A 13,416-nucleotide genomic window follows, 5' to 3' on the forward strand; every position below is an offset into this window, starting at 1 on the left:
GAGGCCCGGGTACCGCCCGCCCGCGGGCGCGCCCGGTTCCGGGCCGGACGGGTCGCCCGGCCCGGAACCGGGTGTGAGGGGGAGGGACCCGCGCGGGTCCCTCCCCCTCCGAACTGCCGGACGGGGCGCCGCCCCCGCGGCGCCGGGGCCTTCCGCTACTTGCCCAGGCCCGCGCGGCGCAGTGCGTCGGCCATCGCCCCCTGGGGCGCGGGGGCATTGCGGTTGTTCTGGCCGCGGCCCCCTCCGCCGCCGCCCCGCCGGCCGCCGTCGGCCTTCGGGGCGCCGCCGCGTTCGCCGTTCCCGCCGCCGCGGCGTCGGTCCCCGCCCCGGCCGCCCCGCTCCTCGCGCCCGCCCGGGGCCGGGGCCGCGTCGTCCAGGCGCATGGTCAGCGAGATGCGCTTGCGCGGGATGTCGACGTCCTGCACCTTGACCTTCACGATGTCGCCCGGCTTGACCACCTCGCGCGGGTCCTCGACGAACTTGTCCGAGAGCGCCGACACGTGGACGAGGCCGTCCTGGTGCACGCCCACGTCCACGAACGCGCCGAAGGCGGCGACGTTGGTGACCACGCCCTCCAGGACCATGCCCTGCTCCAGGTCCGACAGCTTCTCGACGCCCTCCTTGAAGGTCGCGGTGGTGAAGGCCGGGCGCGGGTCGCGGCCCGGCTTCTCCAGCTCGGCGAGGATGTCGGTGACCGTCGGCAGGCCGAAGGTGTCGTCCACGAACTCCTCGGGGCGCACCTTGGACAGGACCGCCTTGTCGCCGATCAGCGTCGGCAGGTCCGTCCCCACGCGGTCCAGGATGCGCCGCACCACCGGGTAGGCCTCGGGGTGCACGGCCGAGGTGTCCAGCGGGTCGTCGCCGCCGGGCACGCGCAGGAAGCCCGCGCACTGCTCGAACGCCTTGGGGCCCAGCCGCGGCACGGACCGCAGGGCGTCCCGGCTCCGGAACGGGCCGTTGGCGTCCCGGTGGGAGACGATGTTGCGCGCCAGGGTCGAGGTCACGCCGGACACGCGGGTGAGCAGCGGCACGGACGCGGTGTTGACGTCCACGCCCACGCCGTTGACGCAGTCCTCGACCACGGCGTCCAGGGAGCGCGACAGCTTGGCCTCGGCCAGGTCGTGCTGGTACTGGCCCACCCCGATCGACTTGGGATCGATCTTGACCAGCTCCGCCAGGGGGTCCTGGAGGCGGCGGGCGATGGAGGCGGCGCCGCGCAGCGACACGTCCAGGTCGGGCAGCTCCTCGGAGGCGTAGGCGGAGGCCGAGTACACGGACGCCCCGGCCTCCGACACCATCACCTTGGTGAGTCCGAGCTCGGGGTGGAGCCGGAGCAGGTCGGCGGCGAGCTTGTCGGTCTCGCGCGAGGCGGTGCCGTTGCCGATGGCGATCAGCTCGACGGCGTGCGCCGCGCACAGCCTGGCCAGGGAGGCGAGGGAGGCGTCCCAGTCGTGGCGGGGCGCGTGCGGGAAGATCGTGTCGGTGGCGACCACCTTGCCGGTGGCGTCGGTGACCGCGACCTTCACGCCGGTGCGCAGACCGGGGTCCAGACCCAGGGTGGAGCGGCTGCCGGCCGGGGCGGCGAGCAGGAGGTCGCGCAGGTTGGCGGCGAACACGTTGACGCCGTCGTCCTCGGCCTGCTGCCACAGCCGCATCCGCACGTCGATGTCCAGGCGCACCAGGATGCGTGTGCGCCACGCCCAGCGGACGGTGTCCTGGAGCCACCGGTCGCCGGGGCGGCCCCGGTCCACGATCCCGAAGCGGTGGGCGATGGCGTTCTCGTAGGTGCTGCGGGGCGTCGTGCCGTCGGCGTTCGCGGCCGGGGGCTCCTCGGGCTCCAGGGTGAGGGTGAGCACCTCCTCCTTCTCGCCCCGGTACATGGCCAGGACCCGGTGGGAGGGCAGCTTGGTGAGCGGCTCGGAGAAGTCGAAGTAGTCGGCGAACTTGGCGCCGGCCTCCTCCTTGCCCTCGCGCACGGCCGACCCCAGGCGCCCCTTCTCCCACAGCCGCTCACGCAGGACCCCGGTGAGGTCGGCGTCCTCGGCGAAGCGCTCGACCAGGATGGCGCGGGCGCCGTCCAGCGCGGCCTTGACGTCGGCCACCTCGCGGTCCGGGTCGACGAAGGCGGCGGCGGCCTCCTGGGGGTCCTGCCCCGGGTCGTCCAGCAGCCCCTCGGCCAGGGGTTCGAGCCCCGCCTCGCGTGCGATCTGCGCCTTGGTCCGGCGCTTGGGCTTGTAGGGGAGGTAGATGTCCTCCAGACGGGCCTTGGAGTCGGCCGCGTTGATGCGCGCCTCCAGCTCGTCGTCCAGTTTGCCCTGGCTGCGGATCGACTCCAGGATCGCGGTCCGGCGCTCGGCCAGCTCCCGCAGGTAGCGCAGGCGTTCCTCGAGGGCGCGCAGCTGGGCGTCGTCCAGCGCGCCGGTGGCCTCCTTGCGGTAACGCGCGATGAAGGGCACGGTCGATCCGCTGTCGAGGAGTCCGACGGCGGCGGTGACCTGGTGTGCGCCCACGCCGAGTTCCTCGGCGATGCGCTGGTCGATCGTGGGTGTCACAGGGGTCGTCACTGTCTTAACGTCCACTCTCTGGCTGTTCGGTGCGGGGACATTCTCGTGTCGGGGGAGGACATTGTCATCCCGGTGCGTCCTCGCGTCCCAGGTTCCCGCACTGTGGCGACGGTCGCGTCCCGCGGCGCCGCGGCGCGGGCATGCGCGGTGCGTATCCGCTCCCGGGGCGGCTCCGCGGGTGTCCGCCGTGTGCGGTCCTGCGCGGTGTGCCGGTTTCCTGCCGGTGCGTTCCCAGCGCGGGCACGGGCGGCTCCGGGCGGCCCTGTGCGTTCGGGCGGTGTGGGGCCGGGCCGCCCCGGCGGGGGCGCGGCGCGGGCGGCCGCGGTGCGTCGCGGGCCGGCGCCCGGGGGCGTTCGCCCGAAGGGGAGGGTGCGCAGGCCCTGCCGCGGGCGGCGTCTTTGCGGTCGGGGCCGGTTGCGTTCACGGAGGGTGGCGGCGGGTCGGCTCCGCGGGGGAGGGGTCGCCCGGCGGGCCGTGGGGCCGTCGCCGGGGGAACCGGCCCCGCCCCGCCGCCGGGGCGGGGCCGGGCCGGGTCAGCTGTCGGTCCCGTTGAGGTAGTCGGGGGCGTAGTACTCGTCGAGGGGGACGGGGCCGCGGTACCCCTGGCACATGCACTGGCGGTAGGTGGAGCTGGTCTGCCCCGTCCAGCGGCCGGGGATGACCACCTGGGTCTGGCACCTCTTGGTCTCCTGGTCGTGGAAGACCAGGTGGTGGCCGCAGCCGCAGAGGGGCTGCGGGTTCTGCGGACCGCTCAGGACGCGGGCCTGCTCCTGCCTGCGCTGCTGTTCCAGGGCGGTCCTCGACTGCCTTTGGGTCATCAGGCGGCCGAAGAGGAAACCGCCGAGCGCGATCGTCGCTCCGATGACCATGGAGACCGGTTCCATCCGGCGACATCTCCTCTCCTCGACCCGCCCGTGTACGGGGCACGCGTCCATTGTCGCCCATGGGCGCCGAGGGGACGAGGAGCGGTGGGGGTTCGTTCGTCCGCCGGGGCGGCTGCGCTCCGTATCGACAAAGTTTTCTTTGCAGACTCCACTTTGCAAAGAAAACTTTGGCTTACGGTGGAGGCACCCCGACCCACAGGAGCCCCCCATGGCAGTCGAAACCTCCCCGCCCGCCGCGGCCCCGAGCGCCCGGTTCGGCGCGGCCTTCCACCGGCTCTGGGCCGCCGGCACCCTCACCAACCTCGGCGACGGGATGCTCGTCACCGCTCTCCCCCTCGTCGCCGCGACCCTCACCCACGACCCCCTGGCCGTCGCGGGGCTGGCGGCCGCCCGGTTCCTGCCCTGGCTCCTGGTCGCACCCCTTGCCGGGGTGCTGCTGGACAGGGTGGACCGGCTCCGGGCCATGGCCGTGTCCAACGGGATCGCCGCCGCGGCGGTCGCCCTGCTCGCCCTGGTGATCGCCTCGGGCAACGCCGCGGTCGGGTTCCTGTACGCGGCCCTGTTCCTGGTGGTCTGCTGTGAGACCGTCACCGATCCGGCCACCCGGATCACGGTGGCCGGGGTCGTGCCCGGGCGGCTCCTCGACCGGGCCAACGGCCGCCTGGAGGGTTCGCGGCTGATCGCGCAGGACTGCGTGGCCAAACCGGTGGCGGGTGTGCTCTTCGCGGTCGCCGCCGTGCTGCCGGTGGCGGGCGTCGCCCTGTCCTACGCCCTGTGCGGTGTCCTCGCCGCGACCGTCGTGGCCCTGCTGCGCCGCGCCGCGACCCCCGTCGCCGCGCACGGCACGGACGCGGGAGGGGCTGAGGCCGGCGGGGGCGCCGACGCCGGCCAGGGGGTCCTGCGCTCGCTCGGGGAGGGGTTCGGCCACGTCCTCGGGCACCGCGTGATGCGCGGACTGATGTTCAACAACGCCGCGACGATGATCGGCATGCAGACGGGCACCGCCGTGATGGTGCTCTACGTCCAGCGCGAACTGGGGGTGGGCGCGGCGCTCTACGGGGTCTTCCTGGGTACCGTCGCGATCGGGGGCGTGGCCGGCTCGCTGGTCGTGACGCGCCTCGCCGCCGCGGTCGGCCGCCGGGCCGTCATGGTGGGCGGGCACGCCGGAATGGGCGTGTGCCTGGTGCTGATGGGCCTGTTCCCCCAGGTGTGGGTCGCCGGGGCGGCCTGGGGGCTGCTGGGGTTCTGCATGACGACCTCCAACATCGCCGGCTCGCTCTTCTTCCAGACCGTGGTCCCGGACCGTCTGCGGGGCCGGGTCTCGGCGGTCTTCCGCACCGTCGGCTGGGGCCTGGCCCCGCTCGGCGCGCTCATGGGCGGGCTTCTCGGCCGGATCGACCTCGTCCTGCCGTGCCTGGTCGGGGGCGCGGTCATGGTGGGCGGGGTCGTCGTCTTCCGCAAGGCGATCGCGGAGGGCGCCCGCCTGTGCGACGAGGCCGTCGCGGGTCTCGCGGCCGAGGCCGCGGGCGGGGGCGGACCGGAGCGCTCGGGCGGTCGCGCGGACGGGCGTCCCCGCCCGTGACGACCGATGCCGAGAAAACTTTGCAGAACCCTCTTTGCAAAGAGAAATTTGTTTTAGGGTGGGGGCATGACGGACAGCGACGACCACGAGCACCCGCCGGCCCCCGGGACCCCGCCGTCGATGCAGATCGACGCGCAGGCCCTGCGCGGCCTGGCCCACCCGCTGCGCGCGCGCCTCCTCGACGAGCTCAAGTTCGAGGGCCCGGCCACCGCCACCATCCTCGGCCGGCGGCTGGGGGAGAGCAGCGGATCGACCAGCTACCACCTGCGGCAGCTGTCCCGGTACGGGTTCATCGAGGCCGCCCCCGGCCGCTCCGGGGGCCGCGAGCGCTGGTGGCGGATTCGGCCCGGGGGCTGGAGGATGCGCGGCCACGAGTTCCTCGGCAACCCCGAGACCCGCACGGTCGCGGAGACGGTCCTCGGCCGCTACTACCAGGAGAGGGAGGCGCGGTTCCGGGAATGGACCGCGAGCGTCTGGCGGACCGAGCAGTCGGCCGACGTGCGCCGGTGGAAGGACGCGGCCTTCGACTCGGTCACCACCGTGCGGATGACCCCGGAGGAGAGTCACGAGTTCGGTCGGGCCCTCACGGACTTCCTCAGGACGTCCGCGGCGCGGTACCAGGGACGCACGTCCGAGAGCCATCCGGACACCGAGAACGTCGAGCTCCAGACGAACCTCTTCCCCCTCCTGCCGGGCGGCGGGCGCCCGGAGTCCCCCGAGGAATCCGCCGGGTCCCGGGAGCCGGCGGAGGAGGCCCCCTGGGAGTCCTGACCCGGGAGCCGGCCCCGCACCCTCCGTACCCCCCGAGCTGGAGGCACCCCGTGACCACGCCGCCCGAGCCACAGCGCGGGGAGACCGTGCCCGCCGTTCCCTCCGGGAACCCCGCCCCCGCGGGGCCCGCGACCCCCGCTCCCCCCGGCGGGGCGCCTGAGCCCGCCGCCCCCGCTCCGACCGGCGGCGGAGCGGCCGCCTTCCCCCGCCGCCCCGCCCCCCTGGGCGGGCCCTTCCACCGCTTCTGGGCCGCCACCGTCGCCACCAACCTCGGCGACGGCGTGCTGGCCACCGTCCTGCCGCTCGTCGCCGCCACCCTCACCCACGACCCGCTCGCCGTGTCGGGGCTCCTCGTCGCCCGCTACCTGCCCTGGCTGCTCCTGGGCCCCTTCTCCGGGGTGCTGCTCGACCGGGTCGACCGGCTGCGCGCCATGGCCGTGTCCACCGCCGTCTCGGCCGTGACCATCGCCGGCCTCGCCGTCGCGGTCGCGGCGGGACAGGCCACCCTCTGGGTGCTGTACGCGGCGATGTTCCTGGTCATGAGCTGCGAGACGGTGACCGACCCCGCGAGCCGCCTGCTGGTCACCCGTGTGGTCGCCAGGGACCGGCTCGACCGCGCCAACGGCAGGATGGAGGGCGGCCGCCTCGTCGTCCAGGACTGCCTGGGGTCCCCCGTGGGCGGCCTGCTGTTCGCCGTCGCCGCCGTGGCCCCGGTGGCCGGGGCGGCGGGGGCCTACGCGCTGTGCGCCGTCCTCGTGCTGGGCCTGGTGCCGCGCCTGCGCAGGAGCGGGCCGGTGCCCGGGGCGGAGGACGCCGGCGCCGGGCCGGGGGACGGGGTGCCGCGGCGGAGCGCGGTGGAGGACCTGGTCGGAGGGTTCCGCTACGTCTTCGGCCACGGTGTGCTGCGCAGGCTCATGGTCGCCAACGCCGGGATGATGATCGGCATCCAGATGGGCATGGCCGTCCTGGTCCTGTTCGCGCGGGACGAACTCGGCGTCCCGGCGGCGCTGTACGGCCTGTTCGTCGGCGGGATCGCGGTCGGCGGGCTCCTCGGGTCCGCGCTGACCGCTCGGCTGGTCACCGCCCTGGGGCGCCGGGCCGTGATGATGGCGGGCTACCTGGGGGTGGCGGCCGCCGCGGTCGCCATGGGCCTGTCACCGCACGCCCTCGTGGCCCTGCCCGCCTGGGCGTTCCTGGGGTTCTGCCTGGCCGTGAGCAACATCGCGGGGTCCCCCTACTTCCAGGTGGTCGTCCCCGCCCACGTGCGCGGGCGCGCGTCCACGGTCTTTCGCACCGTGGGCTGGGGCCTGTCCCCGGTGGGCGCGTTCCTGGGCGGGCTCCTGGGACGGATCGACCTGGCGCTGCCGTTCGTGGCAGGCGGCCTGGTGATGGCCGCCGCGGTCCTCCACGCGCGCCGCGCCGTCGCCGACGCCGCACGCGCGTGCGACGAGGCGGCGGAGGCCGACGGATCCGGCAACCGCGGGACGCACCCGCGTGCCGGGGCGTCCGGGGGGGCCGGCCCGGAACCGGGGGCCGGTTCCGGAAGGGGCGTCAGGCCCCCTCGCGCAGTTTCTTCAGCGTGGCCACGTCGGCGGCGTGCGGGCCGGCGGGGCCGGGGGTCTCCAGGACGAGCGGGACGCCCGCGGTGACCGGGTGCCGGAACAGCTCCCCGAACGGCTCGGCGCCGATGTGTCCGGCGCCGATGTTCTCGTGCCGGTCCTTGTTGCTCCCGCAGGGCGCCTTGGAGTCGTTGCAGTGCACGACCTTCAGGCGGTCGGCGCCGACGACCTCGTCGAAGCGGTCCAGCGCCGTGCGCATGCCCTCCACCGTCGAGATGTCGTGCCCGGCCGCGAACAGGTGCGCCGTGTCCAGGCACACGCCCACCCGCGGGTGCCACTCCAGGGCCTCGAAGTAGGCCGCGAGGTCGTCGACGGTGGCGCACAGCACCTGGCCCTGGCCGGCCATCGGCTCCAGCAGGACCGGGGGGACGTCCTCGCCGACCCTCTCCAGCAGCGGCATCAGCCGTTCCCGGGTGCGGGCCAGGCCCGCCTCGCGTCCGCCGGACACCGCCGAGCCGGTGTGCACCACCACGCCCAGGGCGCCGATCTGCGCGGAGCGTCGCAGCGCGTGCTCCAGGGAGGCGACCGACTTCCCGGCCGTCTCGTCGCCGGGGGTGCCCAGGTTGATCAGGTAGGGGGCGTGCACGAACTTCGGCAGGTCGGTGCGCTCGCGCATCCGGGCGTCCTGTCCGGGGTCGCCGCCGTTGGTCGCCCACCCGCGGGGGTTGGACACGAACACCTGGACCGTCTCGGCGCCGATCTGCTCGGCGTAGGCCAGTCCCTTGTCGGCCATGCCGCCGGCCACCGGGACGTGGGCTCCGACCGGGGACGCGGGCCGCCGCTGCTCACTGTTGCTCATCGCCGGTCAAGCCTACGGGGCGCCGGGCGCGGACCGTCCGTGCCGGTGCTCACACCGGCCCGGGGATCCGGCCGGATCCCCGGGCCGGTGTGCCGTCCCGCGGTGGTCCTGTCCCTCCGGAGGGGACCGGCCGTGGGTGCGCGTTCGCCGCGGGCAGGGGTCCACGCGCCACACCGGCGGCGCCCCCGGAGGGCCCGTCAGCCGCGCGGCGGGATCGGGCGGTTGGAGTGGAACACCCCGTCCGGGTCGAACGCGGCCTTGACCCGGGTCAGCCTCGCGTAGTCCCCGGGGTCGAACGCCTCGCGCACCGCCGCCCCGTCCATCGGCCCGAAGCCCAGGGTGGACGAGCGCCCCACCGCCCTGTCGGAGACCAGCCCCGCCGCACGCTCGCGCAGGGCCTCCGACGCCCCGGTGTCCTCCCCGTCGGCGAACGTCAGCACCGTCAGGGCGTAGGCGGCGTCCCTGTGCCCCACCGCGTTCGCGCTCCCCGGCTCGCGGGCCAGGGCGCCGCCCAGGTGCCGCAGCCAGACCACGCACATCGACGGGGCCGTCCCGACCAGCCGGGTCAGGGCGCCCAGCGACTCCGCGTCCAGCCCGTCGACCAGGACGCTGCGGCCCCGGTACCCGGCCGGGTCGTCGTGCTCGTCGAAGACGGAGCCCGAATCGGCGTACGGGAGCTCCCCCAGGGTGTCGGCCAGCACCGGGCCGGCCGAACGCAGGGGCTCCACCAGGGCGGGCCCCTCCTCGGGCGGGCCCGACCAGGCCACCGACACCTGGACGACCAGGCGGTCCCGCATCGCCTCCGGGACGCCCGGGAAGTCGGGGTACGCCAGCATCGAGGCCCCCGACGTCAGCTCCTCCGGGGTCGTCTCCGCCCACCGCCGCCACGCGTCCAGGACACCCGGCTCGGCGGTCGCGTCGAAGTACAGGCTGCCCCCGTAGAGCCGCGCGACCGGGAACAGGCCGATCTCCATCCCGGTGACCACGCCGAACGCGCCGCCTCCGCCGCGCACGGCCCAGAACAGCTCGGGTTCGGCCTCCTCCGTCACCTCGCGCAGCCGTCCGTCGGCCGTCACCATGTCGAGCCGCGCCACGTGGTCGGCGGCGAACCCGTACCGGCGGGCCAGCAGTCCCACGCCCCCGCCCAGCGTGTACGACACCGCGCCCACCCCCGGGGCGCTGCCCGACAGGGGCGCCAGCCCGTACGGCGCGGCGGCGTCGATGACGTCCTGCCACGTGGATCCCGCGCCGACCCATGCCGTCGCCCGGCCGGGGTCCACCTGCACACCGCGCAGGCGGCCGGTGGCGATGAGGACGCCGGCCGGCGGCCGGTCGCCCCCCGCCCCGGCGGCGCCCTCCTCCCGCCGCTCCGCCCCGCCTTCCCCGCCGCCGAGCCCCGAGCCGAGGCCGTGCCCGGTCAGCTGGGCCGCGACCCGCAGGCCCCGCCCGGCGGCCCAGGCCACGGCCGCCCGCACGTCCCCGGCGTCCTGCGCCTCCACCACGGCGACCGGGAGGTGGCGGTCCAGCAGCTGCATCCCCGTGCGGGCCGTCTCGTAGCCCTCCGACCCGGGCGCGTGCACCGGCCCGGCGACGAGGGCGGCCAGGGACTCCGCCGCCCGTGGCGTGCCGCCCCCGGTTCCCGCCGGGCCCCGGTCCTTCCCCGCGTTCTGGATCTCCGACATGTCCGTGCTCCCCTTCGTCTCGTTCACAGCGCCACCGTAGGAACCGATGCGGTCACAACGTGACCGCGATGTCCGGCAGACTGGATCCATGAGCGAATCGGTCCGCAAGGGGATGCCCCAACGGCTGCTGCGCCTGCTGTCCCTGCTGCAGGCCAGGCGGGAGTGGAGCGGCGCGGAGCTCACCGGGCGCCTCGGCGTCAGCGCGCGCACCCTGCGCCGTGACGTCGAGCGGCTCCGCGACCTCGACTACCAGGTGGAGGGGATCCCGGGCGTCGCGGGGGGCTACCGCCTGGCCTCGGGGAACGACCTCCCGCCCCTGCTCCTGGACGACGACGAGGCCGTCGCCATCGCCCTCGGCCTGGTCACCGTCACCGGGGTCCAGGAGAGCGCGCTGCGGGCCCTGGCCAAGCTCGAACGCGTCCTGCCGGCCCGGTTGCGCCCGCGCCTGGCCGCCGTCCGGGACACCACGTCCGCGGTGGCCCACCCCGCGGCGCCCGCGAGCGCGGACCCGTCGGTGCTCGGCATGCTCGCCGCCCACCGCCGCGACCGCGTGGTCACCGACTTCGACTACCGGGACCGGTCGGGCGCGGTCCGCTCCCGCCGGGTGGAACCCCACCACCTGGTCTCCCACGGCGGGCACTGGTACCTCATCGCGCACGACACCGCCCGCGACGACTGGCGCACCTTCCGGACCGACCGCATCATCGGGCCCCGGGCCACCCACGGGCGGTTCACCCCCCGGGAGCTGCCCGCGCCCGACCCGGCCGCCCACCTGGTGCGGACGTTCGCCGCGGCGACCTACCTGCACACCACCCGGATCACCGTCCGGATGCCGGCCGCCGACCTGCGCGCCCGCGTCCACGGCCCCTTCCCCGGCTGGATCGAACCCCTGGGGCCGGACACGTGCCTGGTCAGGATCAGCACCGACTCCGTCGACCTGGCCTGCCAGTACGCGCTGGCCGTGCTGGCCCTCGGCGCCGAGTTCGACCTCGACGCACCTCCCGGGGTGGCCGACCGGCTGCGCGCGCTCGGCGCCCGCCTCGGACACGGCGGCGACCGCTTCGCCGGTCGGCGGGGAGAGCGCTAGTCTCATGGCCGTGAGCTCCTCGACCCCGCACCCCAGCCTGTCCGACGTGATCTCCGCCTTCGAGGAGGTCTATCCGCCCCACTGGGCGGCCTCCTGGGACGCGGTCGGACTCGTGGCCGGCGACCCGGCGCAGGACGTCGCGAAGGTCCTGTTCGCCGTCGACCCGGTCGACGCGGTCGTCGACGAGGCCCTCACCTGGGGCGCGGACCTGATCATCACCCACCACCCGCTGATGCTGCGCGGCGTCACCAGCGTGGCGGCCGACACCCCCAAGGGGCGGGTCGTCCACCGCCTGATCCGCTCGGGAACGGCCCTGTACACGGCGCACACCAACGCGGACACCGCCTCGCCCGGGGTCTCCGACGCGCTCGCCCGCGCCGTCGGCGTCACCGGGCCGCTGCGCCCCCTCGACCCCGACACCACCGACCCCGAGGGCCACCGGGGCATCGGCCGGATCGGCGCCCTCGACCGCCCGGTCGTCCTGCGCGACTTCGCCGCCCAGGTGGCCCGCGCCCTGCCCGCCACGGCCGCCGGGGTCCGCGTCGCCGGCGACCTGGACCGCGTCGTGGGCACCGTCGCCGTGTCCGGGGGAGCGGGGGACTCCCTGCTCGGCGCCGCCCGCGCCGCCGGGGTCGACGTGTTCGTCACCTCCGACCTGCGCCACCACCCCGCCTCGGAGTTCGTGGAGAACCCGGGCGGCCCGGCCCTGATCGACACCGCCCACTTCGCCAGTGAGTGGCCCTGGCTCGCGGACGGGGCGGCCCGTCTCGTGGACGCACTCGGGCGCGCGGGGCAGCCCGGGGGGACTAACGTGGAGACACGCGTCTCGACGACGGTGACGGACGCCTGGTCACAGGCCTTGCCGCACGTCTGAGAGCACACCGCCCCGCGAGGGGCGGCCCCGACACCAATTGCACAGAGCCGCACAGAGTAGGGCGCGGGCGGCGTTCTCGCCTTCCCCAGCCACCCCAGGAGACGTGTACAAGTGAAAGCCGAACCCGCCGCACAGGCCAGACTGCTCCACCTCCAGGAACTGGACTCCGAGCTCCAGCTCCTGGCCCACCGGGCCCGCACCCTGCCGGAGATCGCCGAGGCGGCCGGGCTCAAGGAACGCGCCGACCGGCTCGAGACCGACCTGATCGCCGCGCAGACGAAGGTCTCCGACGTCGAACGCCAGCAGCGCAAGGCCGAGAGCGACGTGGACCAGGTGCGCAGCCGCGCCGACCGGGACGCCAAGCGCCTGGAGTCGGGCCAGATCACCAACGCCAAGGAGCTGCAGAACCTCCAGTCCGAGATCGCCTCGCTGGGCCGCCGCCAGGCCGAGCTGGAGGAGGTCGTCCTGGAGGTGATGGAGCGGGCGGAGGCGCTGGACGCCACGGTGGCCCGACTGACCGCCGAGCGCGAGGAGGCCGTCGCCGAGCACACCGCGGTGGTCGCCCGCCGCGACACCGCCGCCGCCGAGATCCAGTGGGACCGCACCCGCGTCGCCCAGGACCGCGAGCGCGTGGCGGGGGAGATCCCCGCCGACCTGCTGGCCCTCTACGACAAGCTGCGCGCCCAGTACGACGGGATCGGCGCCGCGCCGCTGCGCTACGGCCGTTGCGGCGGCTGCAAGCTCGCCCTGAGCACGGTCGAGCTCAACGAGATCCGCGCCCACGCCGCCGACGAGGTCGTGCGCTGCGAGGACTGCCGCCGCATCCTGGTGCGGACCGAGGAATCCGGTCTGGGGGGCCGGACCGAGCAGTGAGCACCGGCTGGGGAGCCCCCGACACCGCCCCGACCCGGCTCGTCCTGCTCCGACACGGGCAGACGCCCCTGTCGGTGGAGGGGCGCTTCGCGGGCCGGGGCGACATCCCCCTCACCGAGGAGGGCCGCGCGCAGGCCGGGGCGGCCGCGCGCCGCCTGGCCGCGCGGCCGATCGACGCCGTGGTGTCCTCGCCCCTGCTGCGCGCCAGGGACACGGCGGCCCGCGCCGCGGAGGAGCTCGGACTGCCGGTCGAGGTGGACGAGGGGTTCGTGGAGACCGACTTCGGCGCGTGGGAGGGACTGACGTTCGCCGAGGCCCGTGAGCGCGCGCCCGAGGCGGTCGACCGCTGGCTGGCCGACCCCGAGGTCGGGCCGCCGGGCGGGGAGAGCTTCGCGGCGGTCGCCCGCCGGGTCGCGAAGGCCCGCGACGCGCTGGTCGAACGCCACCGGGGGCGCACCGTCCTCGTGGTCACGCACGTGACCCCCATCAAGCTGACGGTGCAGCAGGCCGTCCTGGCGCCGCTGGCCGCGCTGTACCGGATGCACCTGGACACGGCCTGCCTGACCGAGGTGGACGTCTTCTCCGACGGGCCGATGCTCGTGCGCTCCCTCAACGACACCGCCCACCTGGCCCCCGTCCGGGACGGGGCGGGCCGGGAAGGACCGGAACGGGCGTAGAATG

At 75.4% G+C, this 13,416-nt stretch carries 11 protein-coding genes; 7 read left to right on the top strand and 4 right to left on the bottom strand.

The window, feature by feature from the left end:
• Positions 1–155 precede the first annotated feature (155 nt).
• Complete coding sequence (locus ABZ234_RS13560) at positions 156–2,552, bottom strand: Tex family protein (protein WP_355012212.1); 2,397 nt, start codon at positions 2,550–2,552, stop codon at positions 156–158.
• Between the two features lie 545 nt (positions 2,553–3,097).
• Complete coding sequence (locus tag ABZ234_RS13565; RefSeq protein ID WP_355012213.1) at positions 3,098–3,448, bottom strand: hypothetical protein; 351 nt, start codon at positions 3,446–3,448, stop codon at positions 3,098–3,100.
• 208 nt (positions 3,449–3,656) lie between these two features.
• Here ABZ234_RS13565 and ABZ234_RS13570 point away from each other — a divergent pair, with 208 nt between their 5' ends.
• From ABZ234_RS13570 to ABZ234_RS13580, 3 genes are all read left to right on the top strand, one after another.
• Positions 3,657–5,030, top strand: a complete 1,374-nt coding sequence (locus tag ABZ234_RS13570) for an MFS transporter (protein WP_355012214.1) — start codon at positions 3,657–3,659, stop codon at positions 5,028–5,030.
• 66 nt (positions 5,031–5,096) lie between these two features.
• Complete coding sequence (locus ABZ234_RS13575; protein WP_355012215.1) at positions 5,097–5,801, top strand: helix-turn-helix domain-containing protein; 705 nt, start codon at positions 5,097–5,099, stop codon at positions 5,799–5,801.
• 50 nt (positions 5,802–5,851) lie between these two features.
• Positions 5,852–7,450 carry an MFS transporter gene (locus ABZ234_RS13580; RefSeq protein WP_355012216.1) on the top strand — a complete coding sequence of 533 codons (1,599 nt, stop codon included), beginning with the start codon at positions 5,852–5,854 and terminating at the stop codon, positions 7,448–7,450.
• On the opposite strand, the gene ABZ234_RS13585 is transcribed toward ABZ234_RS13580, so the two are convergent.
• Both ABZ234_RS13585 and ABZ234_RS13590 read right to left on the bottom strand, forming a co-directional pair.
• The gene (locus tag ABZ234_RS13585) at positions 7,353–8,219 is read right to left on the bottom strand and encodes a deoxyribonuclease IV (protein WP_355012217.1); all 867 of its coding nucleotides are present in this window, start codon (positions 8,217–8,219) and stop codon (positions 7,353–7,355) included. The two genes, ABZ234_RS13580 and ABZ234_RS13585, sit on opposite strands and share 98 nt — an antisense overlap.
• A gap of 197 nt (positions 8,220–8,416) precedes the next feature.
• Positions 8,417–9,991: an FAD-binding oxidoreductase gene (locus ABZ234_RS13590; protein WP_355012218.1), complete on the bottom strand. Its 1,575-nt coding sequence runs from the start codon at positions 9,989–9,991 to the stop codon at positions 8,417–8,419.
• Here ABZ234_RS13590 and ABZ234_RS13595 point away from each other — a divergent pair.
• The 4 genes from ABZ234_RS13595 (at position 9,990) to ABZ234_RS13610 (ending at position 13,412) form a co-directional block, all read left to right on the top strand.
• Positions 9,990–10,988, top strand: coding sequence for a WYL domain-containing protein (locus ABZ234_RS13595; protein WP_355012219.1), 999 nt, complete (start codon positions 9,990–9,992; stop codon positions 10,986–10,988). The genes ABZ234_RS13590 and ABZ234_RS13595 overlap by 2 nt on opposite strands.
• Before the next feature lie 4 nt (positions 10,989–10,992).
• Positions 10,993–11,862 (top strand): Nif3-like dinuclear metal center hexameric protein, encoded by an 870-nt coding sequence (locus ABZ234_RS13600; protein ID WP_267949109.1) that lies wholly within the window; start codon positions 10,993–10,995, stop codon positions 11,860–11,862.
• A gap of 111 nt (positions 11,863–11,973) precedes the next feature.
• Entirely contained in the window at positions 11,974–12,735 is a 762-nt protein-coding gene (locus ABZ234_RS13605; protein ID WP_344184445.1) for a C4-type zinc ribbon domain-containing protein, read from the top strand.
• On the top strand, positions 12,732–13,412 hold the full coding sequence (locus tag ABZ234_RS13610) for a histidine phosphatase family protein (protein WP_267949111.1): 681 nt from the start codon (positions 12,732–12,734) through the stop codon (positions 13,410–13,412). Before ABZ234_RS13605 ends, ABZ234_RS13610 begins: the two co-directional genes overlap by 4 nt.
• Positions 13,413–13,416: the final 4 nt, after the last annotated feature.

Source organism: Nocardiopsis sp. NPDC006198, from assembly GCF_040613895.1.
Taxonomy (GTDB): Bacteria; Actinomycetota; Actinomycetes; order Streptosporangiales; family Streptosporangiaceae; genus Nocardiopsis; species Nocardiopsis tropica.